This window comes from Cupriavidus sp. FW305-F7, assembly GCF_058782875.1.
In genome coordinates this window covers 227,100-253,072 of the sequence record NZ_JBYSYC010000004.1, presented here as the reverse complement: position 1 = coordinate 253,072, position 25,973 = coordinate 227,100, and the positions used below count along the sequence as shown (strand labels likewise).

Genomic DNA, 25,973 nt, shown 5'->3' with positions numbered 1-25,973 from the left:
TGTCACATGGGGAACCTAGTCTTCGAGTCGCGTCAGCCCCGTCCCCCTGACCCTCGAACACTAGGAGTCCTCATGAAAAAGCCATTGTGGTATGGCCGTGCCGCGCTGCTCGCGGCGCTCTTGTCCCTTGCCCTCACCGCGTGCGGTGGCGGCGAGAATAGCAGCAGCATCACTCCCCAGGCCGTCAAGACAACCATGCAGGCGGCAGCAGCCGACGACGCGGCAGCGTCGAAGAAGGGCATGCACTGCGCACCCTGACACGCCCGCGATCCTCCCCCCATCGTCCGCACCTACCATTCCCCGATCATGACCAAAATCGATCGACGCACCTTCCTTACCGGCGCCGTCAAAAGCGCGGCCGCTGCTTCGGTTCTGTCGATGCTGCCGCCCAGTATCGCGCGCGCACTCGCCGTTCCCGCTGCGGTCAATACCGGCACGATCCAGGACGTGCAGCACGTGGTGATCCTGATGCAGGAAAACCGCGCCCTGGACCATTACTTCGGCGCCATGCGCGGCGTGCGCGGCTTCGGCGACCGCTTCCCGGTGCCGGTGCCGTCAGGCAAGCCGGTGTGGTACGAGTCGAACGGCACGCGCGAGATCACGCCGTTCCACCTCGACAGCGCGACCGTCAACGCGCTGCGCGTCTCCGGCACGCCGCACAGCTTCATGGATGCGCAGAATGCGTGGAACCAGGGCCGTTTCGGCTTCTGGGCCAAGTACAAGAACGACCATTCGATGGGCTACTACCGTCGTGAAGACATTCCGTTCCAGTACGCGCTGGCCGAGGCCTTCACGCTTTGCGACGCCTACCACTGCAGCCACGCCGGTGGCACCGACCCGAACCGCATCACCTTCATGTCGGGCTCCAACTACAACCCCGCGATGCGCGAGGCGGGGCGCAACTGCACGCTTGACGATGCGGAGGTCAACAACCTGCGCTGCAGCGTGGGCGGCAAGCTGCCCACGCCGGGCTACACATACAAGGGTTCCGCCTTCCAGTGGTCCACGCTGCCGGAAATGCTGCAGGCAAAGGGCGTCAGCTGGCGCATTTACCAGAACCCCAACGCCAACTGGGGCGGCCTGCTGCATGGCGGGCTCGCCTTCAAGAGCTTTCGTGAATCGCAGCCGGGCAATCCGCTCTACGACAACGGCATGAGCAGCTGGACCATCGAGCAGCTGGCCGCGCATGTGCGGGACGACACGCTGCCGGCCGTGAGCTGGATCCTGCCGACGCCGGCGCAGTCCGAACATCCGGGCGGCCCGTCGAGCGCAACCGAAGGCGCGGCCTTCATCAACACGGTGCTGACGGCGCTAACCGCCAATCCGGAGGTCTGGAGCAAGACCGTGTTCTTCATCACCTTCGATGAGAATGACGGCTTCTTCGACCATATGCCGCCGGCCGCGGTGCCGTCCTACGACGCCAATGGTGTCCTGCACGGCAAGTCGACTGTCGACGTCACCGGCGAATACTTCGACACCGCCGGCAATACGGCGCTCGACGGCACCACCACCAGCGGCGAGACCATCCGCCTGCGCCCGTACGGGTTCGGCCCGCGCGTGCCGATGTATGTGATCTCGCCGTGGACGCGCGGCGGCTGGATCAACTCGCAGGTGTTCGACCACACCTCGATGGGGCGCTTCCTGGAACAGCGCTTCGGCATCACGGTGCCCGCGATCAGCCCGTGGCACCGCGCAGTGGCCGGCGACCTGACTTCCGTCTTCGATTTCAGGACGCCGAATGACCAGGTGTTTCCGACGCTGCCGGATACCAGCAACTACCAGCAGGTGATCGCCGAGCAGCTGGCGAAACCCAAGGCGGCGGCACCGGCCGTGCCGGCGTCGCTGTTCCAGGAGACTGGCACCAAGTATTCGCGCGCGCTGCCCTATGTCCTCCATGCGAGTGCGCAGGCCGAGCCCACCATAGGCAAGCTGAAGCTGATCTTCAGCAATACGGGGGAGCAGGGCACGGTCTTCCATGTCTACGACCGGCTCCATCTGGACCAGATTCCGCGCCGCTACACGGTCGAGCCCGGCAAGACGCTGGACGATGAATGGGATGCGCGCACCTCGGACAACGGGCGCTATGACCTGGCGGTCTACGGGCCTAACGGCTTCGTGCGCATGTTCAAGGGCCAGCTGCCTGCGGACGCCATGGCCGATGCCCCTGAGGTACGCGTCTGCTACGACCTGGACAAGGGCAGTGTCTACCTGTCGGCGCGCAACGACGGCAAGGGCGCAGTCAACGGTGGCGGCAAGCCGCTGACGCTGGTGGTGACGCCCAACGCTTATCGTAATGACGGTCCGTGGCAACTCCATATCACGGCCGGCGCCGAGGTGGAGCACCACTGGCCGCTGCAGGAGAGCGGCAACTGGTACGACTTCACGGTCACGGAAGCCGAAAGCGGATTCGAACGGCGCTTCGCAGGTCGCCTGGAGACCGGCCAGCATGGCGTGACGGACCCGGCGATGGCAACCGGGCTCGGCTGAGCGTCCGGTCGCTGCGGTCGGGCCGGAATGCGTGCCGGATCGCAGTTTTGCGCGGTGATGGCAAATCGCCTCGAAGCTCCGGATCTCGTGCGGATCTGCAGCTTGCATCGCTGGTGGGCCGCCCAGCCTCTTTGAGGCTGCCGTCGACCATCCGGAAGAGGCAATCGGCGCGAGACCAGCTGGCTCACGCCGTTTGCCGTCCAGCGCTGCTCATCCGTTGCGCGGGTCAGCAGCTGTTCGAGTAGTGATCGGCGGAGGTCGCTTGTCGGCCAGTTGCAGCCGTTCGCTATCCGCCGAAGACGATCTGAGGATCGCGACGTCGAGACTACCATCTGGAAACGGCGCAGCCCTACGCCTTGAGATCTGTTGCCGCGAGATCCTGAACTTCTCTTGGCCGAAGGATTTTTTCAACGAGCCGAGCCGACATCTGGCGGCTCAGTAGTCTCTGCAAGTTCGCCAGCAGTCGATTTCGCCCCCCCACAACCCAATAGCTCAGATTGCGATCGAGCGCCCACAAGGCATCCTGCACCACGTTCGCGACCGGCATCGACACGCCGACAGCAGCCTCCTTCGCGCCAACAACGTCGAAAAAGGCCGTTTGCGTCGCGCCAGGACATAGCGCGACGACCCGGATGCCCCGATGCCGGTTCTCAGCCCAAACAGCTTCCGAAAATGACAGGAGAAAGGCCTTCGTCGCGCCGTAGACGGCCATATACGGATCGGGCTGGAATGCCGCGGTTGACGCGACGTTGATGACTGCGCCGTCGGATCGCGCTTGCATCCCCGGCAGCAGAAGATGAGTCAGCTCGATCGCGGCGATGCAGTTCACCAGAACTTCATCGCGCTGGCACGTCAACGGAATCGTTTCAAAGCGCCCGTAAGCTGCGAAGCCCGCATTGTTGATTAGCACATCGACGACCGTGCCGGTCTGCTTCAGATGAAGATCGATCGTGTCGACGGCGTTGGCCGCGCTCAGGTCGACCGTCAGAAAATCGGCGTCGCACGCATAGTCGCGTCGCAGTTCTGCGGCCAGATTGCGCAGCTTGTCGTGAGAGCGTGCGACCAGCAGGAGTCTCGCACCGCGTTCGGCCAACGCATAGGCAAACGCGCGCCCGATACCCGACGATGCACCGGTGACGAGTGCTGTTTTTCCGCCAAAATTGAAAGATTTGCTCATAGCTTGCTGATGGAGTGGAACGGGAGTTGCACTCTAAACCGTTGACTATAGGCAACGGTCAAGCGTAAATGTCGTTCCACGACATTGATTGGAGGCAGCATGCGCATCGGCGAGCTATGCAAGAGGGCGGGTGTATCGCGCGACACCGTCCGTTACTACGAACGTATGGGTCTGCTGGACAAACCAACACAACCTAACGCGACGAACACTTACAAGCGCTATTCCGAACTTTCGTTACAGCGGATACGGCTGATCGTCCACGCGAAGGAGTTGGGCTTCACGCTGGCGGAAATTGGCGACGTTGTCCATGTATGGGAAAGTCCGACGTTCGGCGTTGACCAAAAGGTCGCGTGCCTGCAAGCAAAACTCGCCGAACTCGACGCAAAGAGTCTTGCGTTGATCACGCTGCGAACAGGGTTGCTGAATGCGTTGGCCAAAGTTGGCGGCGATTGTGTCGAAGAAGAAATAGCGTGATGAGTCGCGGCCGTGCAAGTGTCATGCTGCCTCGAACAGGAACGTCAATGGCCGCTTTGGGTCGACAAGAGACCTTCGTTCACCTTAGATAGCGGGACTCCTCCACAGATTTTCGTGGCAAGGCAAGCAGTCCCACAGCCGCACCGCGGTCGCGAGATCGGAAAGGGGGGGGTAGGCCACGGCCCGCACTTCGTGTAAAATCCCCCGCCCTCATCGTGCCCAGCCATGCCCCAGATCGTCGTCAGTCATCTACGAAAGACCTACCGCATCCACGAGCGCGACCCGGGCGTGCTCGGTGCGTTGCGCGCGCTGGTGCGGCCGCGCTATCGCACGGTCGATGCGCTGGCCGGGGTGTCGTTCGAACTGCAGCGCGGGGAACTGCTGGGCTTCATTGGCCCGAACGGTGCGGGCAAATCGACCACCATCAAGATTCTTGCGGGCATCTTGCGGCCAGACGGCGGCCGCGTTGAAATCGACGGACGCGTCCCGTTCGATGACCGCGAGCGGCATGTGGCGCGCATCGGCGTGGTGTTCGGGCAGCGCACGCAGCTCTGGTGGGATCTTCCGGTCGGTGAGGGATTCGCGCTGCTGCGCGACATCTATCGGGTCGACCCGGTGCGCTTTGCCCGTACGCGCGACGAACTGGTCGCGCTGTTGCATCTCGAACGCCTGCTCGACCAGCCTGTGCGCCAGCTGTCGCTGGGGCAGCGCATGCGCGCCGAGATCGCGGCGGCGTTGCTGCATGAGCCCGACATCCTGTTCCTGGACGAGCCCACCATCGGGCTGGATGCGCCTTCCAAGCTCGCGGTCCGTGACTTCGTGCGGCGCGCCAACCAGGAACGCGGCACTACCGTGCTGCTGACCACGCACGACATGCATGACATCGAGGCGCTGGCCAGGCGGGTGATCGTCATTGGCCACGGCCGCGTGCTGGCCGACTGCGCGGTCGAGGCGTTGCGGTCGCAGGTGGTGGCTGCACGCCGCCTGGACGAGGGCCTCCCCGAGGACGCGGAGGACGAGGGCATGACCATCGAGGCCGTCATCGCGCGCTTCTACGCGATGCACGGCGCGGCCGAGGCCTAGTCCATGATGGCGCCGCGCGAACTCGTGCGTCCCTATCTCGCGGCGTTCAGGTGCCGGTTCCTGCAGATGCTGCAGTACCGGGTGGCGGCCTACGCGGGTTTCCTTACGCAGTGCTGGTGGGGTGGTATCAAGGTCATGATTCTGGTGGCGTTCTACGGCAGCGCGGCGGCGAGTGCGCCGCTGTCGCTCGCACAGGCCATCACCTATACATGGCTGGCTCAAGGCCTGCTCGCGCTGCTGCCGTGGTTGGGCGATCCGGAAGTCGCGCAGGCGGTGCGCACCGGCGCGGTGGCCTACGACAGGCTGCGGCCGGTGGATGCCTATGCGCTGTGGTTTGCGCGCTCGGCCGGGTGGATCGCGGCGCGCGTGCTGCCGCGCATGGCGTTGATGGCCGCGTTTGCGGGTATCGCGCTGCCATTGGCCGGGTTTGGCGACTGGGCCTTGCAGCCGCCCGCGGGGCCGGCAGCGGGCATGGGCTTCATCGTCTCGATGCTGTTTGCGCTGCTGTTGTCCGCCTCGCTTGTGATGCTGCTCAACATCGCGGCGGCTGCGGCGCTCAATGAACGAGGCATCAATACGCTGGCGGGGCCGGTCGTGGTCGTGTTCTCAGGCAACCTGCTGCCTCTGGCGCTGCTCCCCGACGCCTGGCAAACCGTGCTGCTGATGCAACCGTTGGCTGGCGTGATGGATATTCCGGCGCGCATCTACTTCGGGCAACTCGGCGGCGCGGAAGCGGTCGCCGGATTGGGCCTTCAATGCCTGTGGATCGTGCTGCTGGTCGCTGCCGGCCATGCGGCCATGAGCCGAACGATGCGCCGGCTCTACGTGCAAGGCGGATGAGGCGCATGGGCTCGCTGGCATTGTTCGTCCGCCTTGCGATGGCCTCGCTGAGCAGCCAGGCGCGCTATCCCGCGTCGGCGCTGATGCTCACGCTGGGTCAGTTTCTTGCCACCGGGATCGAGGTGATCGCGGTCTGGGCCCTGTTCGACCGCTTCGGCGACGTGCAGGGGTGGCGAATCGGCGAAGTGGCGCTGTTCTACGGGTTGGTGAACTGCATGTTCGCCATCGCCGATGCCATCGGGCGCGGATTCGACGTGCTGGGCACGACCTTTTTGCGTACCGGCGAATTCGACCGCTTGCTATTGCGGCCCCGCCCTTTGGCTCTGCAATTAATGGGGCATGACGTCCGCATCAGCCGCCTGGGGCGATTGCTGCAAGGGCTGATGGTGTTGGCCTTTGCAACGGTGCAGGTGGGCATCGCGTGGACACCGGCATCAATCGCCATTGCCCTGTTTGCGGTCGCAGGCGGCGTGGCGCTGTTTCTTGGCATTCTCGTGTTGCAGGGTACGCTGTCCTTCTGGACCATCGAGAGCCTCGAGATCGCCAATGTGCTCACATACGGTGGCGTACAGGCGACGCAATATCCGGTGGCCTTGTATGCGCGGTGGTTCCGGTACGTGCTGACCTTTGCTGTGCCGCTGGCCTGCGTCGCCTACTACCCTGCGTTGGCGATATTGGGCAAGCCTGATCCGATCGGTGCGCCGACCTGGACAGGGCTGGTGTCACCGTTGACGGGTTTCGTTTTTCTCCTGGCGGCCATCGGCGCATGGCGTATCGGGCTGCGCCACTACACGTCGACTGGCAGCTAGCTGGTCACGGTCTGGGCCGTTATTGAGCTTCATCGCCCACGGTGGCGCAGATTGACGACCGCGAGAGGGACTCCGCTGACATCTGACGGCCGGCGAACACCATGTCTGTGTGGCCGCCTTCGACCATGCAAGTATTTGTCTGGAAGCGAACAGAGCATGCCCGACGAGGGCTAGTACCGTAGGGATCGGCGGGTGGGTTGCATGGCAAGTCCTGTCGCCGATGACGCGACGAGGCAAGGCTCAGGGTATTGCCTGCGTCATAAAGCGGGGGCGGCGTCTGCCGTGCGCGCTACCGCTTCTACGCAGCCATGGCGCGCTGGGGATGCCGTGTCAAATATCTATGATCTATCGGGGAAGGCAGCGCTGGTGACCGGCGGTGCAAAGGGGCTCGGTCGGGCGATCGTTGCGCAACTGATCGACAGTGGTGCGCGTGTGCATGCTTGGGATATCGTGCCGTTCCAGATGGAAGGTGCCAGCACTGAGGTCGTCGATGTCTCCGATGCCGGGCAGGTGGGGCTGGCGCTGGCGCGACTGGTCGATGCGGGATATCGCTTCGACATCCTGGTCAACGCTGCCGGCTACCTTGGCCCAATGCAGCCATTCGAGAATCACGAAGCCTCACAATGGCATCGCATCATCGCCGTGAATCTCCTAGGGACCATGTACGTCGTGCAGGCGATGTTGCCGCACATGTTGCGCTGGGGAGGTGGCCGCATCATCAATATGGGCTCGCTGGCTGGCAAGGAGGGGCTGGCGGGGCTGGCTGCATACTCCGCGGCCAGCGGCGGCGTGGTCGTTCTAACCAAAGCAATCGGCCGCGAACTGGTGAAGCGCAACATCTATGTTAATTGCGTGGCACCCGGGCCCATGGATACCGACATGATTCACGCGCTCGGCAGCCACGAGGTGGCGGCCATGGTTGCTGATAGCCCGGCCGGGCGCCTGGGTGATCCGGCCGAGGCTGCGCACCTGGTAGCGTGGCTATGTTCGGACGCCAGCCGCTTTAATGCAGGCGCTGTCTTTGACATGTCCGGTGGGCGAGCGCGATTTTAAGGAAGTGCGGATCTTCGGTTGGCATGTCGTGAGATCGATTCGATAATCCACTCCGACCCGGGCGTCAACGGCTTGATCTTCCCCAAATCGCAGCACGCGACACAGACGGCTTTCGAGCCAAGCTTCGTGGCGCGCACGGCTGCCGTCTTGCCCCGGCGATGGGCATTCGGCGGGCGGCCTGACATCGTAGTTCCCCCGCAAAAGCCGGGACCGCTGATTGGCTGGTTTGCCAATCGCCATGGTTGGCTTTGCGCAGCGCCGGGCTGATAATCACGACAGTGGCCTCGGGAGGATGCATGACGATAAGGGCTGAGGGGGTGAGAATAGCCAGGTCCTGGCTGGATGCGGCGTTTGCTGACGCGCACCAGCGCGCCTGGGCCGTCCCTCAGGAGCCGTCGCCGTCGCTACCTGCCGCATCGCAACGACATATTCCGGATTCCGCTGCTGCGCCTGACTGGCACCCGCCGGCGGTCTTCCTGTCCCAGTTCTCCAGGAGCTAGCCATGAATGATCCACAGAAATCTCCGTTGACCATTGCCGAGGGTTGGCAGGCGCCGCCGGACCGCACCAGCGTGACTGACGACGCCCGCGTCGAAGACATCATTCCGCTGCCCCCGCCTGAACACCTGATCCGTTTCTTCCCCATCCGGGGCACGCCGGTCGAATCCCTGGTCACCCAGACGCGCCAGCGCATCTCGCGCATTCTGCATGGCAAGGATGGCCGGCTGCTTGTGATCATGGGACCTTGCTCGATCCACGACCCGCAGGCGGCACTCGAGTACGCACGGCGGCTGATGGAGCAGCGCCAGCGCTACGCCGGGACCCTGGAGATCGTGATGCGTGTGTACTTCGAGAAGCCGCGTACCACGGTGGGCTGGAAAGGACTGATCAACGACCCGTATCTGGACGAAAGCTATCGCATCGACGAGGGCCTGCGCATCGCGCGCAGCCTGCTGGTTGATATCAATCGCCTCGGGTTGCCGGCGGCCGGCGAGTTCCTGGACGTGATCTCGCCCCAGTACATAGGCGACCTGATCTGCTGGGGCGCGATTGGTGCCCGCACCACCGAGAGCCAGGTGCACCGCGAGCTGGCTTCGGGCATTTCAGCACCGATTGGCTTCAAGAATGGCACTGACGGCAACATCAGGATTGCCATCGACGCTATCCAGGCCGCATCGCGTCCACATCACTTCCTGGGCGTGCACAAGAACGGGCAGGTGGCGACGGTGCATACCAAGGGCAACCCGGACTGCCACGTCATTCTCCGTGGCGGCAAGGCCCCGAACTACGATGCGGATTCCGTGGCGGCCGCCTGCAGGGAACTGGAAGCGGCCGGGCTCGGCAACTCGCTGATGGTGGATTGCAGCCACGCCAACAGCAGCAAACAACACCTGCGGCAGGTCGATGTCGCGCGGGACGTGGCGCAACAGATAAGCGGCGGCAGTGACTCCATTTTCGGGGTAATGGTCGAAAGCCATCTGTTCCCCGGCGCACAGAAGTTCACCCCGGGCGTGCACAGTCCTTCCGCGTTGTCATACGGGCAGAGCATCACCGACGCCTGCATCGGGTGGGACGACTCGGTGGCGGTGCTGGACATGCTTAGCGAGGCGGTCAGTCTGCGCCGCGGGCCGGATTCGCAGCCGTAGGAAAGACGTCAGGGCATTGCATGCCTCCAGTATCCGGAAGGGCAGCTGACAGCTCGGTTGGAGTTACTTCCGCCGGCGACACGCCGCGTCCACTATAACTAACGGACACAGGCGGGGACGGGCGTGCCCGTCCAGTTCGGAATGTCCTGCAGAATGTCTGCCAATCGGCCTGTCTGGCGTGCTGCGTGGGCATGGCAAGCCTGTCACCAGGCTACCGAAGGAGAGCGACATGTCCGAGACAAGCAAGGTAGTCCTGGTGACGGGTGCTACCGGAGGCATCGGGAGCGCCGTCTGCTTACGGCTGGCGAACTCAGGCTATTCGCTGATTCTTGCCGCGCGCGACATTAGCAAGCTGCAAGCCGCTTGCGCGGCGCTGGACAGGCCGGGCCTCCCGTCACATCGCTGGATCTCCGTCGACATGTCCAGTGATGCCTCTATCGCATCTTTTTCCCATGAGCTTGCGACGGACGGAACCGTTCTCGACGGCGTCGTATTGATGCCCCCGCAAATGCGGCCCACCGGCGATTGCCAGCCTCCGGCGGACATGTGGCGACAATTGTTCCAGAGCAACTTTATCGGCCCCCTCGAACTCCTTAAGAGCGCGATCTCCACAATGCGGCCAGATCCTTCCCAAGGACGCGGGGCAAAAATTGTCATCATTTCTGCCATCACCTCAGTGCAAGCCCTTGGAAACTACGCCACCAGCAATGTCCTGCGTTGTGCCTGGCTGGCTCAGGCCAAGACGCTCGCTTTCGCGATGGGCGAACGAGGAATTCACGTCAATACCCTCTCCCTCGGTGGCACCCTGACCCCAGACTATGTGGCATCGATCGACCTGCGCGCCACCAAGGCTGGCGTGACCTTCTCTGAACGGTTAGCCGAGGAAACATTGAACATCCCCTTGCGAAAGTATGGAAGGCCTGAGGAGGTCGCCCTGGCGGTCGAAGTCTTGTTATCCCCCTTCTCCGATCACATGACTGGCGTGAACCTGCTGCACGATGGCGGGTTCACGAGAGCCTATTGAGTATTAACCAGCGAAGCAGCGTTCCTTTTCAGTCGACAAGAGACCTTCATTTACCTCGGAAGTCGCCATCCAAAAAAAACATGGCGAGCCTGGTAGCTCGCCACGTTTATACCCGGGCATGTATTGCGGTCTGCAACCTCAATCCAGCGTAATCTTCCCCGCCTTAACAATCTCCGCATAGCGCGTAGTATCGCGCTCGATCAGCTTGCGGAACTCCTCAGGCGTACCGCCTACCGGCACAAATCCCAGGTCGGTCAGCTTCTTCGTGACCTCCGGGCTGCGCGTGGCCGCGGCGATTTCCTTGGCCATGCGGGCCACGATCGGTTGCGGCGTGCCAGCCGGCGCCATCAGCCCGGTCCACGAACTCATCACGAAGCCGGGGAAACCTGCTTCTTCCATGGTCGGGATGTTGGGCTCGCCGGGCCAGCGCTTGGCGGAGGCCACGGCCAGCACATTGATCTTGCCCGACTTCACATGCGGCATCGGCACCAGCAGCGGGTCGAAGGCCACGGAGACTTCGCCGGACACTAGCGCGGGCAGGATCGGCGCGCTGCCGTTGTACGGCACGTGGGTCAGCTTGAGCTTCGATTCCATCGCCAGGCGCTCGCCCGTCAGGTGCGCGGAGCTGCCGACGCCGCTGGAACCGAAGGTCAGCGTGTCGGGGTGCTTCTTGCCGTAGTCGACCAGTTCGGCGACGGTCTTGACCGGCAGCTTCTTGCTGGAGAACAGGAACAGCGGCAGCTCGGCCATTTCCGCCACCGGCACCAGGTCCGTGGGCTTGTAGCTGAGCTTGGAATACAGCGACATGTTCGCGCTGTAGGCGGCCAGCACCGACACGAAGGTGTAGCCGTCCGGCGCCGAGCGCGCGGCCACGCCGACGCCCAGGGTGCTGTTGGCGCCGGGTTTGTTCTCGATGATGATCGGCTGGCCCAGCCGCTGCGAGACTCTTTCGAACACGACGCGCGAGACGGTGTCGGTGGAGCCGCCAGGCGTGTAAGGCACGATTACCTTGATCGGCTTGGCCGGCCACGCTTCGGCGGCGAGGGCAGTGGGGGCGGTGTGGGCGGCGGCCAGGCCGGCAATGGCCATGGCGGCTAAACGCGCGCTGCGCGATACGCGATGCTTGATGCTGGACTTCAACTACATCTCCTTCCTTGGCTTCTTCGACTATCCCCTGGCGGGGATGCTGCGGCCGGATATTCCGGTCGGCCAATTATGCGGGACGCAGTATTGAGGTTCCGGGGCAATACCGTCCAAATCGCGGACGCCAGCCATCCACTGTGCGATAGCCGCACGGCGCGGCTGACGATCCGGCTCAGAATTCGTAGTTGATCGACAGGTCGAAGACCCCGTTGGTCGACTTGCGCGTGATCGGGCTGTCCGCCGCATCGCCGGCCAGCTGCGAGATCGCGATGTCGCTGGTGGCAAACCAGTGCTTGTTGAAATACCACACCGCGCTGACGCCGAAGCCGTAGGACTTGATGCCGCCGCGCGCATGGTAGGCGGGCCGCCCGGCGCGGGCCTGCGAGTCGCTGACGCCGTACCAGGCGTTCATATAGCGCGAGTCGGCCAGCGTCACGGTGGGGCCGGCAAACCAGAAGAATTTTTCGGAGCTGCCCGGCAGCGGCATATAGGCGCCGATATCGCCGACCCAGCCGTCGCTGCCGCCCAGGCTGCGGCGCGCGTCGATGCGCAGCACCAGCGGGAATTCCTTCGAGACCGCGTATTCCGCGAACAGCTTGCCTTCCGGCGCCGGGTTGATATTGCCCATGCCGTCCAGGTGCGGCGAATCCTCCTTTGCGCGCCGTCCAAGGTTGTAGGTCAGCGCGATCCCCGCGCGCCAGTTCTTGCCCCGCAGCAGGTTCACGCCCAGTCCTTCGCCGATCGAAGCAAAGGCCAGGTCGCGGTAGCGGATATCGATGCTGGGCCCGCCGATGACGATGTATTCCGACGAGCCGTCGTAGCGCGGCCGCACCATGGCCGCGGCGCCGAGCCGGACTTGCCAGTCGGGGACGGTGTCTTCAAACAGCTTCTGGAGCGGAATGCCGGCGGAGAACTGCCATTCCGCCAGCGGTGCCGGGGTCTGGGCGCTGGCCAGGCCCGGGGCCAGGACGGCGCCGGCGGCCAGCAGCAGGGCAATGCACGAGGACGGACGCTTGGGGTAGAGCTCGGTCACGGCAGCCTCCAAGCCCGCCAGGCGGGCAGTCAGGTTGCGGGCGCGGGGCCCGTGGGCCACATCTTTCCATTGGATGGCGGCCAGCGCAACCACCCGGGGCCTGGGCGGGTCTCAGTCCAGCAGCTTGTCCAGCGTAATCGGCAGGTCCCGTACGCGCCGGCCGGTGGCATGGTACACGGCATTGGCGATGGCCGCGGCCACGCCGACGATGCCGATCTCGCCGATGCCCTTGGTGCCCAGCGCGTTGATATGTGGATCGTCCTCGTCCACCACTGTCACGTCGATGGTGCCGACGTCGGCATTGACCGGCACGTGGTACTCGGCCAGGTTGGCATTGGCCACGCGCCCGGTGACGGGATCCAGCTCGGTCTTCTCATGCAGCGCCATGCCGATGCCCCAGATAATGCCGCCCTTGAGCTGGCTGTGCGCGGTCTTGCGGTTCAGCAGCCGGCCCACGCCGTAGCTGGCGACGATGCGGCGGACGCGGATCTCGCCCAGGTCTGGATCGACATGGACCTCTGCAAAGACCGCGCCAAAGGCGTGCATTGCGTATTGCTTCCGCTCCTTGCCGGGCTTGGCGCTGGCCCGCGCTTCGATCGCGTGGCCACCTGCGCGGGTGATCGGCGCGGACACGGGTTCGCGCTGCGTCGGATCGGAGCGGCGTTGCAGCCAGCCGTCGGCAATCTCCACGTCTTTCGCCGGCACGCCCGACAGCGGCGAGGCCGGGTCCGCCACGGCTTGCCGGATCAGTTGCCCGCGCGCGGCCGCGGCTGCTTGCTGCACGGCAGGCGCGACGCTGGCGACCGACTGCGAGCCCCCCGACACCGGGGCCTCGGGGAAGGCCGTGTCGCCCAGTTCAAAGCGCACGCGCTCGGGCGGCAGCCCCAGTGCGTCGGCTGCGACCTGCGTCATGACCGTATAGGTGCCCGTGCCGAGGTCTTGCGAGCCGGAGCGTACCAGTGCGGTGCCGTCCGGCAGCAGGCGCACCATCGCGCTGGCGCCCGAACGATAGGTGGGATAGGTCGCGGTGGCCATGCCCAGGCCCACCAGCTTGCCGTTGGCGTGCATCGAACGCGGTTCGGGGTTGCGGCGCGCCCAGTCGAAGCGCTCGGCGGCCTCCCGATAACATTCACGCAGCGATTTGCTGGAAAACGGCAACTGCTTCTCAGGGTCGGTATCGGCGTGGTTGCGCAGGCGCAGCGCGACCGGGTCGATGCCGAGCTGTTCCGCCAGCTCGTCCAGCGCGCATTCCAGCGCAAAGCTGCCAGTGGCTTCGCCCGGCGCCCGCATGAAAGTGGGGGTGCCGATGTTCAGCTTGACCAGCCGCTGGCTGGTCTGCAGGTTGGGGCAGGCATAGAGCCGGCGCGTGATCAGCGCCGCGGATTCAAGCCAGTCTTCGATCATCGAGGTGCCGGCGGTCACATCGTGGCGGATTGCGCTCAGCGCGCCGTCCTGTGCCGCGGCAGCGACCAGATGCTGCTCAGTCAGGGGCCGCGCGCCTACGGTGCCGAACATCTGCGTCCGGTCCACCACCAGCTTCACCGGGCAGCCCGCCTGCCGCGCCGCCATCGCGGCCAGCATCACGTGGGACCATACCGAGCCCTTGCAGCCGAAACCGCCGCCTACGTATGGGCAGATCACGCGAACCTTCTCCATGGGAATGCCGAACGTGGCCGATGCGACCTTGCGGACGCCGGTGACGTATTGCGTCGCGTCGTACAGCGTCAACTCGCCGCCGTCCCAGACGGCGATGGTGGCGTGCGGCTCCATCGGGTTATGGTTTTCCATCGGCGTGGTGTAGACCGTGTCGACCACGGCGGCGGCGCTGCGCAGGCCGGCGTCAGGATCGCCGCGATGGCTGTCGGCCGATCCGTCCTCGTCCTCGTCGGGTTTGCGTGCCTGTGTGCGGGCCTGCGCAAAGTCCAGCACGGCGTCGGCGCGCCGGTATTGCACCGGCAGGCAGCGGGCGGCGTCGCGCGCTTGCTCCAGGGTGTCGGCCACGACCACGGCGATGGGCTGGTTGTTGTAGTGGATGGCGGTGTCCTGCAGCAGGCTCATGACGTGCCTGGCCGTGGCAATGTCCGCGGCGGCCTTTCCGCCCTTGGGCAGGTGCGGTGCATTGAAGGGTGTCATCACCAGCCGCACGCCTGGCATGCGCTCACAGGCGGCGGTGTCCATCGACGTGATCTCGCCGCAGGGGATGGTGCTGGTCACCATCACCGCATGGGCCAGGCCCTGCAGCGGATGGTCGGCGGTATAGCGGGCGCGGCCGGTGACCTTTGGGATGCCGTCGACACGGTCGAGGGGGGCCCCGGTTACGCTCATGCTGAGGCTCCTTGCGGCCGGCTGGCGACCTGCAGCGCGCGCAGCACGGCACGTTGCGCCAGTCCCACCTTGAAAGCGTTGTGGGCATAGGGATGCGCGCCATCAAGCAGCAGCCGCGCGGCTTCGGCGGCGCTGTGCGCGCTCAGCGGACGGCCCGCCAGGGCCCGCTCCGCCGCCGGCACGCGCCACGGCTTGTGCGCCACGCCGCCCAGCGCCAGGCGGGCGCTGCGCACGGTGTTGCTGTCGATTTCCAGCGCCGCGGCCACCGAGACCAGCGCAAAGGCAAAGCTGGCGCGGTCGCGCACCTTCAGGTAGTGGGCATGGGCGGCATAGGGCGAAGGCGGCAGGTCGATGGCGACGATCAGCTCGCCCGGCGCCAGCATGGTGTCGCATTGCGGCGTGTCGCCAGGCAGCCGGTGGAAGTCGCCCATGGGGATGCGGCGCTCGCCGGTGGTGGCGCGTACCACGACCACGGCTTCCAGCGCGGCCAGTGCCACGCACATATCGGACGGATGCACGGCGATGCATTGCTCGCTTGCGCCCAGGATGGCGTGGATGCGGTTGATGCCATCGCGCGCGCCGCAGCCGGAGCCGGGCTTGCGCTTGTTGCAGGCGGGGAAGCCGGGATCGTAGAAGTAGTGGCAGCGCGTGCGCTGCAGCAGGTTGCCGCCCACCGTGGCCATATTGCGCAGTTGCCCGCAGGCGCCCGCCAGCAGCGCTTGCGCCAGCAGCGGATAGCGTTCGCGCACCAGTGGGTGGTTGGCCGCATCAGTGTTGCTGACCATCGCGCCGATGCGCAGGCCGCGGTCGGGCAGCGCTGCCACCTGGGCCAGCGGCAGCCGGCTGACATCTACCAGCAGCCGTGGCGCTTCCACGCCGGCCTTGACCAGGTCGAGCAGGTTGGTGCCACCGGCGACATAGCGCGCCCCCGGCTGGCCGCCCAGGCGCATGGCGTCGTCGACAGACTCGGGCCGTTCATAGGAAAAAGGATTCATGCCCGGTCCTCAGCGGCTGCCGTGCCGGTTGCAGACCTCGCGGACCGCGGCAACGATATTGGGGTAGGCGCCGCAGCGGCACAGGTTGCCGCTCATGCGCTCGCGGATTTCATCGTCGCTGAGCGGCAGGGCCGCCGGGCGCAGCGACTGGACCGCGCTCGCCTCACCGGCCTGCGCCTCGGCCAGCATGCCCACCGCAGAGCAGATCTGGCCGGGCGTGCAGAAGCCGCACTGCAGCGCGTCGTGCGCGATGAAGGCGGCCTGCATCGGATGCAGCGTGTCGCCGCTGGCCAGGCCTTCGATGGTGGTGATCTGGCGGCCTTCCTGCATCACCGCCAGCGTCAGGCAGGCGTTGATGCGCCGCCCGTCAACCAGCACCGTGCAGGCGCCGCACTGGCCGCGGTCGCAGCCCTTCTTGGCGCCGGTCAGGTGGATCACTTCGCGCAGCGCGTCAAGCAGCGTGCAGCGGGGCTCCAGCTGCAGCGTGCAGGGCTTGCCGTTGATATGCAGCGTGACCGGGCGGGCAGCGGCGCCGGGGGGCAGGGCGGTGCTGCACTGGGCGGGGGCCTTGTCTTCGGACATTTGCGGGCCTTCTGTGGGGACTCCGGCACGGTGGGGGACGGCGCCTGGGATGCAGGAAGGCTGCAAGTTCAGTGCCGGGGATGGCCGTGGCGATGGCCTGAGGAAAGCCAGGGGAAGCCGTGGCTGGAAAGTCAAAAACTCCACGGCGTTTGTAGAAATTACGCTGGCGCGTCCCATGCGCCGCAAAAAAAACGGCGCCCGAAGGCGCCGCCTGGTAATGCCGTCTGCCGTCAGGTTTAGCCCTGCAGCACACTCCCGATGGCCTTGGCCACGATGCCGACATTGCGCTCGTTCAGCCCGGCCACGCACATGCGGCCCGAGCGCAGCAGGTACACGCCGTGCTGCTCGCGCAGGCGCTCGGCCTGGTCGGCGGTGAGGCCGGTGTAGGTGAACATGCCGCGCTGGGTCAGGTAGCGCGACAGGGCCTCGCCGCTGACATGGTCGCGCAGGTTGTGGTGGATCGCCTCGCGCATGCGCGCGATGCGGTTGCACATCTGGGCCAGTTCTTCTTCCCACAGCTGGCGCAGCTCGGGCGTGGTCAGCACCTTGGCCACCACGCGCGCGCCGTGCGTGGGCGGGTTGCTGTAGTTGGCGCGCACCGCGCCGGTCAGCTGGCCCAGCACGTTGGCGGCTTCGCCGGCGGTGTTGCAGAACACGCTCAGGCCGCCGCAGCGCTCGCCGTACAGCGAGAAGTTCTTCGAGAACGAGTTGGCCACCAGACAGGGCACATCCTGCGCCACCAGCTCGCGGATGGCGAAGGCGTCGTCTTCCAGGCCTGCGCCAAAGCCCTGGTAGGCCATGTCGACAAACGGCAGCAGCTGGTTGGCCTTGAGCAGCGCGATCAGCTGGCGCCACTGGTCCTGGTTCAGGTCCACGCCGGTCGGGTTGTGGCAGCAGGCGTGCAGCAGCACGATGCTGCCCGCGGGGATGGCGCGCAGCGCGTCCATCATCGCGTCGAACTTCAGGCCGCCGGTGGCGTCGTCATAGTACGGGTAGGTATTGACGGTGAAGCCGGCGCGCTCGAACACCACGCGGTGGTTTTCCCAGCTGGGATCGCTGATCCACACCTGCGCCTGCGGGTAGTAGCGCTTGAGGAAATCAGCGCCCACGCGCAGCGCGCCCGAGCCGCCCAGCGTCTGCAGCGTGGCGATGCGGCCGGCGGCGCGCGCCGGCGAGTCTTCGCCGAACACCAGCGCCTGCACCGCGTTGCGGTAGGCCACCAGGCCCGACATCGGCAGGTAGGGGCGCGGGCCCATGTCGGCCAGCAGCGCGGCTTCGGCCTTGGCCACGGCCTGCATCACCGGCAGGCGGCCCTCGTCGTCAAAGTAGATGCCGATGCTCAGGTTGACCTTGTCGGTACGCGGGTCGCGCTGGAAGTCCTCGTTGAGCGAGAGGATCGGATCGCCGGGAAATGCCTCGATGTGTGCAAACATGGGGTGCGATGGAATTGGGTCGGGGGGCAGCTGCCGCGGCGCAGGGGGCGTCGCGCAGCCTGAATTCTAACCGGCGGCGCCCGCAGCCTGCAGGCGCCGCCTTGCCGCTCAGCGCAGTTGCTGGGCGGCCACGCCGCTTTGCAGCGCGGCGGCCGCGTTTTTCTGGCGCACCAGGTAGCTCACGCCGAGCACCACCAGCCACACCGGGATCAGGTAGACCGAGAGGCGCAGGCCAGGCGTCAGGTACATCACCACCAGGATGCCGGCCAGGAACACCAGGCACAGGTAGTTGGTGAGCGGATAGCCCCAGCTCTGGAACTTCGTGGCCTGGCCCGCGCGGCGCTTGTCGGCGCGGAACTTCAGGTGGATCAGGCTGATCATCGCCCAGTTGATGATGAGCGCCGACACCACCAGGCCCATCAGCATCTCAAACGCCTTGCCGGGCATGAAGTAGTTGATCACCACGCAGGCCGCGGTGGCCACGGCCGAGAACGCCAGTGCCGTCAGCGGAATGCCGCGCTGGTTGACCTTGAGCAGCGCCTTGGGGGCGTTGCCTTGCTGGGCCAGGCCGTACAGCATGCGGCTGTTGCAGTACACGCCGCTGTTGTAGACCGACAGCGCCGCAGTCAGCACCACCACGTTCAGCACATTGGCCACCCAGTTGCTGTTCAGCGCGTGGAAGATCAGCACGAACGGGCTGCCGCCGGTGACCACGTTCTCCCACGGGTACAGCGACAGCAGCACTGCCAGCGCGCCCACGTAGAAGATCAGGATGCGGTAGATCACCTGGTTGGTGGCCTTGGGGATGGTCTTCTCGGGCGAATCCGCCTCGGCCGCGGTGATGCCCACCAGCTCCAGCCCGCCGAACGAGAACATGATCACCGCCATGGCCATCACCAGGCCGCCCATGCCGTTGGGGAAGAAGCCGCCGTGCTGCCACAGGTTGGCCACGCTCGCTTGCGGGCCGGCATTGCCGGACGCCAGCAGGTAGCCGCCGAAGCCGATCATGCCGATGATGGCCGCGACCTTGATGATCGAGAACCAGAACTCCATCTCGCCGAAGGATTTCACGCTCGACAGGTTGATCGCGTTGATGATCACGAAGAAGGCCAGCGCCGAGACCCAGGTCGGGATCTCGGGCCACCAGTACTGCACGTAGATGCCAACGGCCGAAAGCTCGGCCATGCTCACCAGGATGTACAGCACCCAGTAGTTCCAGCCCGACAGGAAGCCGGCGAAGTGGCCGCAGTATTTGTCGGCGAAGTAGCTGAACGAGCCGGCAACGGGCTCGTCCACCACCATCTCGCCCAGCTGGCGCATGATGAAGAACGCCACGATGCCGGCGATCGCATAGCCCAGCAGGACCGAGGGGCCCGCCATCTTAATGGTCTGGGCGATGCCCAGGAAAAGGCCGGTGCCGATGGCGCCACCCAGCGCGATCAGCTGGATATGCCGGTTCTTCAGGCCGCGCTTGAGCGTGCCGTCATTGCTGCTTGCATGCATTCAGTTGTTTCCTCTACCCATTCTCATGGAATGCGGGCCCGCGTTTCTGGCTTGTATTGAGTCGAACGCTTGGGCCTGGGGGACGTCACCACCCGCGCGGCAGGGTGACTGCCGCGAAGGTGGTGTGCGCGTTTCCGGACCCGGCTGTGCCCGTCAAGGGCTGCCGGTCAGGGAAGGCCGATGCCGGTCAGGCCTCGACCTTGAGCGTGCCGCGTTCGATCTGGTCGCGTTCCAGCGACTCGAACAGGGCCTTGAAGTTGCCTTCGCCGAAGCCTTCGTCGCCGCGGCGCTGGATGAACTCGAAGAACACCGGGCCGAGCGCGGTCTTGGAGAAGATCTGCAGCAGCAGGCGAGGCTTGCCGCCTTCGGTGGTGCCGTCCAGCAGGATGCCGCGCGACTTCAGTTGCTCCACAGGCTGGCCGTGGCCGGGCAGGCGCTTGTCCAGTGCTTCGTAGTAGTAGTCGTTCGGCGCGGTCATCAGCGGCACGCCTGCCAGTTGCAGGCGGTCGATGACCTCGATCAGGTTGTCGGTCAGGAAGGCGATATGCTGGATACCCTCGCCGTTGAAGGCCATCAGGAACTCTTCGATCTGCCCGGCGCCCTTGGACGATTCCTCGTTCAGCGGGATGCGGATTTTACCATCCGGCGCGGTCATCGCCTTGGAGGTCAGGCCGGTGTATTCGCCCTGGATGTCGAAGTAGCGGATTTCGCGGAAGTTGAACAGCTTTTCGTAGAAATTGGCCCAATAAGCCATGCGGCCACGGTAGACGTTGTGGGTCAGGTGGTCGATCAGCTTGAGGCCGTGGCCGACCGGGTGGCGGTCGACGCCTTCGATGAATTCGAAGTCGATGTCATAGATCGACTTGCCTTCCTCGAAACGGTCGATCAGGTACAGCGGCGCGCCGCCGATGCCCTTGATCGCGGGCAGGCGCAGTTCCATCGGGCCGGTCGGGATCTCCACCGGCTGTGCACCCAGTTCCAGCGCGCGGGCGTAGGCCTTGTGCGAATCCTTGACGCGGAAAGCCATGCCGCAGGCGCTCGGGCCGTGTTCGGCGGCAAAGTAGGCGGCGTGGCTGTGCGGCTCGCGGTTGACGATGAAGTTCACTTCGCCCTGGCGGTACAGCACCACGTCCTTGGAGCGGTGCTTTGCCACCAGCGTAAAGCCCATCTGCTCGAACAGCGGCTCAAGCACGTTGGGGGTGGGCGAGGCGAATTCCACGAATTCGAAGCCCATCAGCTGCATCGGGTTGTCAAACAGGTCGGCCATGGCTTTCTCACTAAAGGGGCGGGAAATAATATTGTGGCGGCGGCACTTGGCGGCGGGGTCGTGCCGGTGTCAGTCGGCTCGGCGGAACCTCTTACAGGACATGCCTGTAGTGCGCTTGCTTGGGATGCAGTGTATATTCCGGACGGCAAAATTGGATTTCGTAAAACAGGCAGGGAAACCCTAGATTATGAAATCTGATTGCGTGAATCGCTGATATGAGGAAATCAAAGTGCAATCGATCGAGCTGGACCGTACCGATCGCCGCTTGCTGGGGGTGTTGCAGGAGCAGGGGCGGGCTTCCAACCTGGAACTGGCCGAGGCCATCGCGCTGTCGCCGGCGCAGACTTTGCGGCGCCACCGCCGCCTGGAAGAGGCCGGGCTGGTCAAGCGCTACGAGGCGCGGCTGGATGCGGCGGCGCTGGGCTTTGGCGTGGTGGCCTTTATCCATGTGACGATGGAGCGCGGGCATATCCGCGACCTGTCCAACTTCAAGCGCCTGGTGGCGGAGCTGGCACAGATCCAGGAATGCTTCTCGGTGACCGGGGATATCGACTACGTGCTGAAGGTGGTCGCCAAGGACCTGAAGTCGCTGTCTGACTTCCTGCTCGATACGCTGATGCGTATCCCGGGTGTCAGCGGCGTGAAGTCCAGCGTGTGCCTGGACGAGATCAAGTGCACCAGCGCGGTGCCGCTGGAGGCCTGAGCGGGCTTAGTCTTCCGGCTGGTCGAGGCGGTCGCACTGCACGTTCATCGCCCGGCACACATGCGCACCATGACGGACCGCGAGCCGGGCTTGACGCCGCAGTGGGCGGCCTCGTCACGCGTGCCGGCCTGGCGATCGGGCGTGCTGGCCTGCACTGGCACGGCCACCCTGCGCGCCCGGCAGCCACTGGCGCAGGCTTTTGCCACCGCCGCATCCAGCACCTGCAGGCCAACCGGCTTGACGATCACGGCATTCATGCCCGCCGCCAGTGCCGCGGCGTGGTCCGCCGCGACGGCGCTCGCCGTGCAGCCGATCGCCGGCACGCCGCCGCAGGCATCCTTGCGCGCGCGCACCGCCCGTGCGAATGCCAGGCGTCCATGACCGGCATGGCGCAGTCGCACCCGATCACGTCGAAGCTGGCCTGGTCCTGCCTGGCCAGCGCTTCGCGGCCATCACAGGCGGTGCTTACGCGGTGGCCCAGGTGTTCCAGCTGGCGCTGCAGCAGCAACCGGTTGGGCGCATGGTCCTCGACCACCAGGACGTTGACCCGGCGCCGTGCGCAGCCCGCCGTGGGCGGCGGCACCGGCTCGGGCAGTTCCGTGGCGACGGCAAGCGTCAGCGGCAGCGTCACCATGACGCGCGTGCCCTGGCCCGGCTGGCTGGACAGCGAGATCTGGCCTCCCATCGCGCTGGCCAGGCGCTGGCAGATTGCCAGCCCCAGCCCGGTGCCGCCGGCATGGGGGCGGGTGCGGTCATGCACCTGTTCGAAGGGTTCAAACATCCGCGCCTGCGCGTCGGCGGGAATCCCGATGCCGGTGTCGGAGACGGTCAGCATGACCTGCTGCACGCCGTCGCGAGGCGCCAGCGCGTCAAGCCTGACATGGATCGTGCCGCTGTCGGTGAAGCGCACCGCGTTGGACACCAGGTTGGCCATGATCTGACGGAAACGCAGCGCATCGACCTGGTGCAGTGGCGCGACGGCGGCGCCGATGCCGCTGGTCAGTGGCAGGCCCTTCTGCGCCGCCACCGGACCGAAGATCAGCAGCGTATCCTTGACCAGCCCGGGCAGCGAAACGGGTGCCGGGTGGATGCTGAACTTGCCGGCCTCCATCTTGGACAGGTCCAGGATGTCGTCGATCAGCGCCTGCAGGCCCAGCGCCGACTTGTGCGCGGTGACCAGCTGCAGGCGTTCCTGCTCGGCCAGCTGGCAGCGCGCCAGGGTCAGCTCCAGCATGCCGGTGACGGCGTTCATCGGGGTGCGGATCTCATGGCTGACCGAGGCCAGGAAGGTGGACTTGGCGCGGTTGGCGGCCTCGGCTTCGGTCTTGGCGTGCGCCAGCTCGGCCAGCATGTCGTGGCGTTCGGTCAGGTCGACGTGCAGGTGATGAGCCGCAGCGAGGCATCGCGCAGGTAGACGGGCTGGGGAATGCCGTCGAGCAGCGCCGACTGGATCGCGATGTTGTCCTTCAGCGCAATCTCCGCGGCCCGGCGCCGGCGCACCTCGCGATACAGCACGAAGATCCATGCCAGCAGGCATGTCGTCAGCAGGCAGAGCAGTCCGGTCGTCCACCCCAGCACCTGCCAATGCGCCTGTGGCCTTGCGTGCGGTGGTGGGGCGCTGCGGGGCGCTGGCGTGCGGATCGCCGGTGGCGGGGCTGGTTGCAGGGCAGGTGCCTCGGGCGAGGCAACAGGCCTATCAGCCAGGGATGGCACCATGGCGGGCGCTGGCGCGGGCCGCCCTCCGGACGGTGCGCTCGACACGGTGCGCAGCGTCGCCCACCGGCTCAAGGCATCTGCCCACTACGTCGGCTGCCACGGCTTGCGTGCTTTCGCCCAGCGCCTGGAGCACGCCGCCGGCGACGGCGATTCCGCCAACGCTGCTGCGCTGGCCGCGATCGTGGCGCCTACGGTAGCGCGGCTGCTCATCCTGCTCGCGGCGCTGCCATCAGAAAAATAAGACCGCGGCGGTCGCCGGCAGGTCCGGTGCGGGAATACACCGGATTGGCCCGGTGAGGTCGGTTGATTATGCTCGGATATATCAGGGCGGCGATTTTCAATATTCTGGAATTAATGGCGCCGATTAATGCGGTGCGGATTTATATGACGGCACGGGCGCCAGATTTTAATTTCGGCGGGACGGTAGTTTGACGATATTTTCCGGGAGCGGGCATGGGTCAGATCATGGCGTCAATGCCGGATTCGGCGTTCTATTTCCACCTGGCGGCGGTGACGATGCTGCTGCTGGGGTTGGCGGTGTATCGCGTGGTGTCGCACGTGTTGGCCACCCCGGACGGGCGCAAGGCCCGCGCGCAGCGGCTGGCACGGGTCACCGCGGGGCGGCTGCTGGCGCTCGGTGGTATCTGGACCGCCATTGCCTATGGCCACGGCGCCTGGGAGCGGGCCGGCGCGCATAACTGCCGGCACCTGCCGTCGTTGGATGCTGCTGCGCGGTACGCAGCGGAATACTGCTATCTGGGCCGGGAGCGGGTGTTGCTGCGCATCTACGGCGTGGAGCGCAACCGCGTGCTGGCCCAGCGCACCTTCAACAGCAGCGGGCCGGTGCGGCTCAGTTGGGACGGCCAGGCCGTGGTCTTCGATGCCGCGGCGCCTGGCAAGGCAGGGCGCCTGGCGCTGCCGCCTACGCTGGGCGACCGGTTGCTGGCGCGGCTGCCCTGATCCGGCGCTTCACAACCAGTCCGCGTGCATGCGCGCCAGCAAGGCGTCCAGCCCGGCCGGGGCCGGCAGGCGCGCCATCAGCCAGCGCACCGCTGCGGACAAGTCCTGGCCGTCATAGTCCGGTGCAAAGCTGTGCAGCGTGGCGCCGTGCAGGAAACAGCGCAGCGCCAGCCATTCCGGCTCTGGCGGCGCGTCCGGCGGCTGGCCGAACAGCATCTGCGGCACGGCCTCCAGCGGCGCACGCACGGCCGTGGCCAGGCGCGCGTCGCCACGCGTTGCCATCCACACCTCCAGTATGGCCAGCGAGGTATGCCGCTGTGGGCGGGTCGCCAGGACATGCAGCATCAGGTGCAGGCGCAGCGAAGGGCTGAGCGGGCCCAGCGCGGCCAGGCGCGCCGCCTCGCGCTCCAGCAGCCAGGTGAGCATGGCTGGCAGCAGGTCATAGCGGCCTTCGGGGAAATGGTGCCGCAGGGAGCCGCGGCTGCTGCCGGCCAGCTCGCACACGCGCGCTTCTGAAAAGGCCGCATAGCCTTGCTCGATGAGCAAGGCCGCGGCGGCGTCGATTAGGGACTGGCGGGTGCTGGCGCTGCGTTCGGCTTGGGTGGACATCTGTCGGATTGTAGCAATGGCCAGAGGGCAGCCTGGCGCGCGGGCAGCGTGGGCAGGCCTTGGTCCGCGTCGACAAGGGCCGGTACAAGGGCGACCAGTATGCGTCGCGGCACAATCCGTTCGTGTACTTCCAACCCGTGCTCAGCCGCTTCAGTGGGGCGCCGACGCCGGGATGTCGGCGCTGCAGCTAGGCGCCGCTTCGTCGTGCGAATGCGGCGCCAGCGCGCTAGGTATGCGCTGGCTGTCCAGCCCCTTGCCTTGCAGCCACTGCGCGGTGGTGGCCGCGGCGCGGTCGATCAGTTCGCCGCATTTGGAGTAGTCGTAGGGCGAGATGTCGAGCGGGCACAGCGGTGGCACCACGCTGATCTGCGCGCGGTCGGCGAAGTGCTGCAGGTCGTGCACGAGCTGGCGCGCCACCAGCAGCGAGAGCGCGTTGAACGCATGCTCCAGCGCGCCGCGCGGCGGGCGGCGCTCAGCACAGGTGAAGCCCGCGGGAAGCACGATCACGCGCGTGGCACCCAGTGCGACCGCGGTGGATACCGGGGTGTTGTTGGCCACGCCGCCGTCGATCAGCGTGCGGCCCTCGAACTGTACCGGCGGGAACACGCCGGGGATGGCCGCGCTGGCCAGCACCGCGTCGACGATGCTGCCGCTGGACAGCAAGACCTCGTCGCCGCTTTGCATGTCGGTCGCCACCACATGCAGCTGCAGTTCCGCTGCCTCCAGCCGCCGCGGCCCGAAGTGCTGCGCCAGCAGCGCGCGCAGCCCGGCCGCCTCGACCAGGTGGCCGCGGTTGCCGCCGAACATGCTCCAGACGCTGCGCCAGCTCCACGGCAGGATGTCCGAACGCCGGATGCCGCGCCACAGCGCGTCAAGCCGGCCGGCGCCGGCCACGCCCGGATTGCAGGCAAAGTAGGCGCCGTTGATGGCGCCGGCCGAGGCGCCGATCACGATATCGGGCATCACGCCCCACGCCACCAGTTCGCGCAGCATGCCGACCTGGATCGCACCCAGGCTGCCGCCGCCGGCAAATACGAAGGCTGTCTTGTCCATGTCTGCGCCGGTCTCCCTGTCCAGTCTGCGGTCCTGAGCAAAGCATAGGCGACATCCGG

26 protein-coding genes are annotated in these 25,973 nt (G+C 65.9%); 12 read left to right on the top strand and 14 right to left on the bottom strand.

The window, feature by feature from the left end:
* The first annotated feature begins 72 nt into the window (after window positions 1-72).
* Both AC3WL8_RS06010 and AC3WL8_RS06005 read left to right on the top strand, forming a co-directional pair.
* The gene (locus AC3WL8_RS06010; protein WP_211981179.1) at window positions 73-258 is read left to right on the top strand and encodes a hypothetical protein; all 186 of its coding nucleotides are present in this window, start codon (window positions 73-75) and stop codon (window positions 256-258) included.
* 48 nt (window positions 259-306) lie between these two features.
* Window positions 307-2,487 carry a phosphocholine-specific phospholipase C gene (locus AC3WL8_RS06005; protein WP_211981180.1) on the top strand — a complete coding sequence of 727 codons (2,181 nt, stop codon included), beginning with the start codon at window positions 307-309 and terminating at the stop codon, window positions 2,485-2,487.
* Between the two features lie 349 nt (window positions 2,488-2,836).
* On the opposite strand, the gene AC3WL8_RS06000 is transcribed toward AC3WL8_RS06005, so the two are convergent.
* Window positions 2,837-3,664 (bottom strand): SDR family NAD(P)-dependent oxidoreductase, encoded by an 828-nt coding sequence (locus AC3WL8_RS06000; RefSeq protein WP_492378001.1) that lies wholly within the window; start codon window positions 3,662-3,664, stop codon window positions 2,837-2,839.
* 99 nt (window positions 3,665-3,763) lie between these two features.
* Here AC3WL8_RS06000 and AC3WL8_RS05995 point away from each other — a divergent pair, with 99 nt between their 5' ends.
* The 7 genes from AC3WL8_RS05995 (at window position 3,764) to AC3WL8_RS05965 (ending at window position 10,592) form a co-directional block, all read left to right on the top strand.
* On the top strand, window positions 3,764-4,138 hold the full coding sequence (locus tag AC3WL8_RS05995; RefSeq protein WP_018314485.1) for a heavy metal-responsive transcriptional regulator: 375 nt from the start codon (window positions 3,764-3,766) through the stop codon (window positions 4,136-4,138).
* Between the two features lie 225 nt (window positions 4,139-4,363).
* A complete protein-coding gene (locus AC3WL8_RS05990) occupies window positions 4,364-5,221 on the top strand; it encodes an ABC transporter ATP-binding protein (protein ID WP_211981182.1) in 858 nt (285 codons plus the stop codon).
* A gap of 6 nt (window positions 5,222-5,227) precedes the next feature.
* On the top strand, window positions 5,228-6,061 hold the full coding sequence (locus tag AC3WL8_RS05985) for an ABC transporter permease (protein WP_492378006.1): 834 nt from the start codon (window positions 5,228-5,230) through the stop codon (window positions 6,059-6,061).
* Window positions 6,062-6,066: 5 nt separating this feature from the next.
* Window positions 6,067-6,870, top strand: a complete 804-nt coding sequence (locus tag AC3WL8_RS05980) for an ABC transporter permease (RefSeq protein ID WP_041228606.1) — start codon at window positions 6,067-6,069, stop codon at window positions 6,868-6,870.
* Between the two features lie 327 nt (window positions 6,871-7,197).
* Window positions 7,198-7,923: an SDR family NAD(P)-dependent oxidoreductase gene (locus AC3WL8_RS05975; protein WP_041228607.1), complete on the top strand. Its 726-nt coding sequence runs from the start codon at window positions 7,198-7,200 to the stop codon at window positions 7,921-7,923.
* Window positions 7,924-8,425: 502 nt separating this feature from the next.
* Window positions 8,426-9,568: a 3-deoxy-7-phosphoheptulonate synthase gene (locus AC3WL8_RS05970; protein ID WP_249221276.1), complete on the top strand. Its 1,143-nt coding sequence runs from the start codon at window positions 8,426-8,428 to the stop codon at window positions 9,566-9,568.
* 229 nt (window positions 9,569-9,797) lie between these two features.
* Complete coding sequence (locus AC3WL8_RS05965; protein WP_211981185.1) at window positions 9,798-10,592, top strand: SDR family oxidoreductase; 795 nt, start codon at window positions 9,798-9,800, stop codon at window positions 10,590-10,592.
* A 138-nt stretch (window positions 10,593-10,730) separates the two neighbouring features.
* Here AC3WL8_RS05965 and AC3WL8_RS05960 read toward each other — a convergent pair whose 3' ends face one another.
* The 8 genes from AC3WL8_RS05960 to hppD all read right to left on the bottom strand — a co-directional run bounded on the left by AC3WL8_RS05960 (window position 10,731) and on the right by hppD (window position 20,873).
* On the bottom strand, window positions 10,731-11,732 hold the full coding sequence (locus AC3WL8_RS05960; protein WP_211981187.1) for a Bug family tripartite tricarboxylate transporter substrate binding protein: 1,002 nt from the start codon (window positions 11,730-11,732) through the stop codon (window positions 10,731-10,733).
* Window positions 11,733-11,907: 175 nt separating this feature from the next.
* Window positions 11,908-12,768 carry a MipA/OmpV family protein gene (locus AC3WL8_RS05955; RefSeq protein ID WP_371827397.1) on the bottom strand — a complete coding sequence of 287 codons (861 nt, stop codon included), beginning with the start codon at window positions 12,766-12,768 and terminating at the stop codon, window positions 11,908-11,910.
* A 111-nt stretch (window positions 12,769-12,879) separates the two neighbouring features.
* Complete coding sequence (locus AC3WL8_RS05950) at window positions 12,880-15,093, bottom strand: xanthine dehydrogenase family protein molybdopterin-binding subunit (RefSeq protein ID WP_492378000.1); 2,214 nt, start codon at window positions 15,091-15,093, stop codon at window positions 12,880-12,882.
* Window positions 15,090-16,088, bottom strand: coding sequence for an FAD binding domain-containing protein (locus AC3WL8_RS05945; RefSeq protein WP_211981193.1), 999 nt, complete (start codon window positions 16,086-16,088; stop codon window positions 15,090-15,092). Before AC3WL8_RS05945 ends, AC3WL8_RS05950 begins: the two co-directional genes overlap by 4 nt.
* A gap of 9 nt (window positions 16,089-16,097) precedes the next feature.
* The gene (locus tag AC3WL8_RS05940; RefSeq protein ID WP_211981195.1) at window positions 16,098-16,670 is read right to left on the bottom strand and encodes a 2Fe-2S iron-sulfur cluster-binding protein; all 573 of its coding nucleotides are present in this window, start codon (window positions 16,668-16,670) and stop codon (window positions 16,098-16,100) included.
* Window positions 16,671-16,906: 236 nt separating this feature from the next.
* Complete coding sequence (locus tag AC3WL8_RS05935; RefSeq protein WP_013952715.1) at window positions 16,907-18,103, bottom strand: amino acid aminotransferase; 1,197 nt, start codon at window positions 18,101-18,103, stop codon at window positions 16,907-16,909.
* A gap of 108 nt (window positions 18,104-18,211) precedes the next feature.
* Window positions 18,212-19,606: an amino acid permease gene (locus tag AC3WL8_RS05930; RefSeq protein ID WP_492377999.1), complete on the bottom strand. Its 1,395-nt coding sequence runs from the start codon at window positions 19,604-19,606 to the stop codon at window positions 18,212-18,214.
* A 187-nt stretch (window positions 19,607-19,793) separates the two neighbouring features.
* Window positions 19,794-20,873, bottom strand: a complete 1,080-nt coding sequence (gene hppD / locus AC3WL8_RS05925; RefSeq protein WP_013952717.1) for a 4-hydroxyphenylpyruvate dioxygenase — start codon at window positions 20,871-20,873, stop codon at window positions 19,794-19,796.
* Window positions 20,874-21,102: 229 nt separating this feature from the next.
* Between hppD and AC3WL8_RS05920 the strand changes: the two genes are divergently transcribed.
* Window positions 21,103-21,576, top strand: coding sequence for an Lrp/AsnC family transcriptional regulator (locus tag AC3WL8_RS05920; RefSeq protein ID WP_010812428.1), 474 nt, complete (start codon window positions 21,103-21,105; stop codon window positions 21,574-21,576).
* Between the two features lie 44 nt (window positions 21,577-21,620).
* Here the strand turns inward: AC3WL8_RS05920 and AC3WL8_RS05915 are convergent, their stop codons facing one another.
* Genes AC3WL8_RS05915 through AC3WL8_RS05905 form a run of 3 tightly spaced genes read right to left on the bottom strand, consistent with a single transcriptional unit; the run spans window position 21,621 to window position 23,154 of the window.
* Window positions 21,621-21,833, bottom strand: coding sequence for a hypothetical protein (locus AC3WL8_RS05915; protein WP_492377998.1), 213 nt, complete (start codon window positions 21,831-21,833; stop codon window positions 21,621-21,623).
* Window positions 21,830-22,927 carry an ATP-binding protein gene (locus tag AC3WL8_RS05910; RefSeq protein WP_492377997.1) on the bottom strand — a complete coding sequence of 366 codons (1,098 nt, stop codon included), beginning with the start codon at window positions 22,925-22,927 and terminating at the stop codon, window positions 21,830-21,832. Before AC3WL8_RS05910 ends, AC3WL8_RS05915 begins: the two co-directional genes overlap by 4 nt.
* A gap of 14 nt (window positions 22,928-22,941) precedes the next feature.
* The gene (locus AC3WL8_RS05905) at window positions 22,942-23,154 is read right to left on the bottom strand and encodes a hypothetical protein (protein WP_249221354.1); all 213 of its coding nucleotides are present in this window, start codon (window positions 23,152-23,154) and stop codon (window positions 22,942-22,944) included.
* A 136-nt stretch (window positions 23,155-23,290) separates the two neighbouring features.
* On the opposite strand from AC3WL8_RS05905, the gene AC3WL8_RS05900 reads away from it, so the two are divergent.
* On the top strand, window positions 23,291-23,533 hold the full coding sequence (locus tag AC3WL8_RS05900; protein WP_228772383.1) for an Hpt domain-containing protein: 243 nt from the start codon (window positions 23,291-23,293) through the stop codon (window positions 23,531-23,533).
* A gap of 212 nt (window positions 23,534-23,745) precedes the next feature.
* On the top strand, window positions 23,746-24,252 hold the full coding sequence (locus AC3WL8_RS05895; RefSeq protein ID WP_211981197.1) for a hypothetical protein: 507 nt from the start codon (window positions 23,746-23,748) through the stop codon (window positions 24,250-24,252).
* 9 nt (window positions 24,253-24,261) lie between these two features.
* Here AC3WL8_RS05895 and AC3WL8_RS05890 read toward each other — a convergent pair whose 3' ends face one another.
* Both AC3WL8_RS05890 and AC3WL8_RS05885 read right to left on the bottom strand, forming a co-directional pair.
* Window positions 24,262-24,861, bottom strand: a complete 600-nt coding sequence (locus AC3WL8_RS05890; RefSeq protein ID WP_013952721.1) for a TetR/AcrR family transcriptional regulator — start codon at window positions 24,859-24,861, stop codon at window positions 24,262-24,264.
* Between the two features lie 150 nt (window positions 24,862-25,011).
* Window positions 25,012-25,914, bottom strand: a complete 903-nt coding sequence (locus tag AC3WL8_RS05885; protein WP_211981199.1) for a patatin-like phospholipase family protein — start codon at window positions 25,912-25,914, stop codon at window positions 25,012-25,014.
* Between the last annotated feature and the right edge of the window lie 59 nt (window positions 25,915-25,973).

Bases quoted from the DNA above. Each gene is read 5' to 3' on its own strand.
- AC3WL8_RS05935 (WP_013952715.1), bottom strand. From the start codon at position 18,103: ATGTTTGCACACATCGAGGCATTTCCCGGCGATCCGATCCTCTCGCTC.
- AC3WL8_RS05990 (WP_211981182.1), top strand. From the start codon at position 4,364: ATGCCCCAGATCGTCGTCAGTCATCTACGAAAGACCTACCGCATCCAC.
- AC3WL8_RS05940 (WP_211981195.1), bottom strand. From the start codon at position 16,670: ATGTCCGAAGACAAGGCCCCCGCCCAGTGCAGCACCGCCCTGCCCCCC.
- AC3WL8_RS05895 (WP_211981197.1), top strand. From the start codon at position 23,746: ATGGGTCAGATCATGGCGTCAATGCCGGATTCGGCGTTCTATTTCCAC.
- AC3WL8_RS06005 (WP_211981180.1), top strand. From the start codon at position 307: ATGACCAAAATCGATCGACGCACCTTCCTTACCGGCGCCGTCAAAAGC.
- AC3WL8_RS06000 (WP_492378001.1), bottom strand. From the start codon at position 3,664: ATGAGCAAATCTTTCAATTTTGGCGGAAAAACAGCACTCGTCACCGGT.
- AC3WL8_RS05930 (WP_492377999.1), bottom strand. From the start codon at position 19,606: ATGCATGCAAGCAGCAATGACGGCACGCTCAAGCGCGGCCTGAAGAAC.
- AC3WL8_RS06010 (WP_211981179.1), top strand. From the start codon at position 73: ATGAAAAAGCCATTGTGGTATGGCCGTGCCGCGCTGCTCGCGGCGCTC.
- AC3WL8_RS05965 (WP_211981185.1), top strand. From the start codon at position 9,798: ATGTCCGAGACAAGCAAGGTAGTCCTGGTGACGGGTGCTACCGGAGGC.
- AC3WL8_RS05970 (WP_249221276.1), top strand. From the start codon at position 8,426: ATGAATGATCCACAGAAATCTCCGTTGACCATTGCCGAGGGTTGGCAG.
- AC3WL8_RS05980 (WP_041228606.1), top strand. From the start codon at position 6,067: ATGGGCTCGCTGGCATTGTTCGTCCGCCTTGCGATGGCCTCGCTGAGC.
- AC3WL8_RS05995 (WP_018314485.1), top strand. From the start codon at position 3,764: ATGCGCATCGGCGAGCTATGCAAGAGGGCGGGTGTATCGCGCGACACC.
- AC3WL8_RS05910 (WP_492377997.1), bottom strand. From the start codon at position 22,927: ATGCTGGCCGAGCTGGCGCACGCCAAGACCGAAGCCGAGGCCGCCAAC.
- AC3WL8_RS05950 (WP_492378000.1), bottom strand. From the start codon at position 15,093: ATGAGCGTAACCGGGGCCCCCCTCGACCGTGTCGACGGCATCCCAAAG.
- AC3WL8_RS05885 (WP_211981199.1), bottom strand. From the start codon at position 25,914: ATGGACAAGACAGCCTTCGTATTTGCCGGCGGCGGCAGCCTGGGTGCG.
- AC3WL8_RS05900 (WP_228772383.1), top strand. From the start codon at position 23,291: ATGGCGGGCGCTGGCGCGGGCCGCCCTCCGGACGGTGCGCTCGACACG.
- AC3WL8_RS05915 (WP_492377998.1), bottom strand. From the start codon at position 21,833: ATGAATGCCGTGATCGTCAAGCCGGTTGGCCTGCAGGTGCTGGATGCG.
- AC3WL8_RS05985 (WP_492378006.1), top strand. From the start codon at position 5,228: ATGGCGCCGCGCGAACTCGTGCGTCCCTATCTCGCGGCGTTCAGGTGC.
- AC3WL8_RS05945 (WP_211981193.1), bottom strand. From the start codon at position 16,088: ATGAATCCTTTTTCCTATGAACGGCCCGAGTCTGTCGACGACGCCATG.
- hppD (WP_013952717.1), bottom strand. From the start codon at position 20,873: ATGGCCGACCTGTTTGACAACCCGATGCAGCTGATGGGCTTCGAATTC.
- AC3WL8_RS05890 (WP_013952721.1), bottom strand. From the start codon at position 24,861: ATGTCCACCCAAGCCGAACGCAGCGCCAGCACCCGCCAGTCCCTAATC.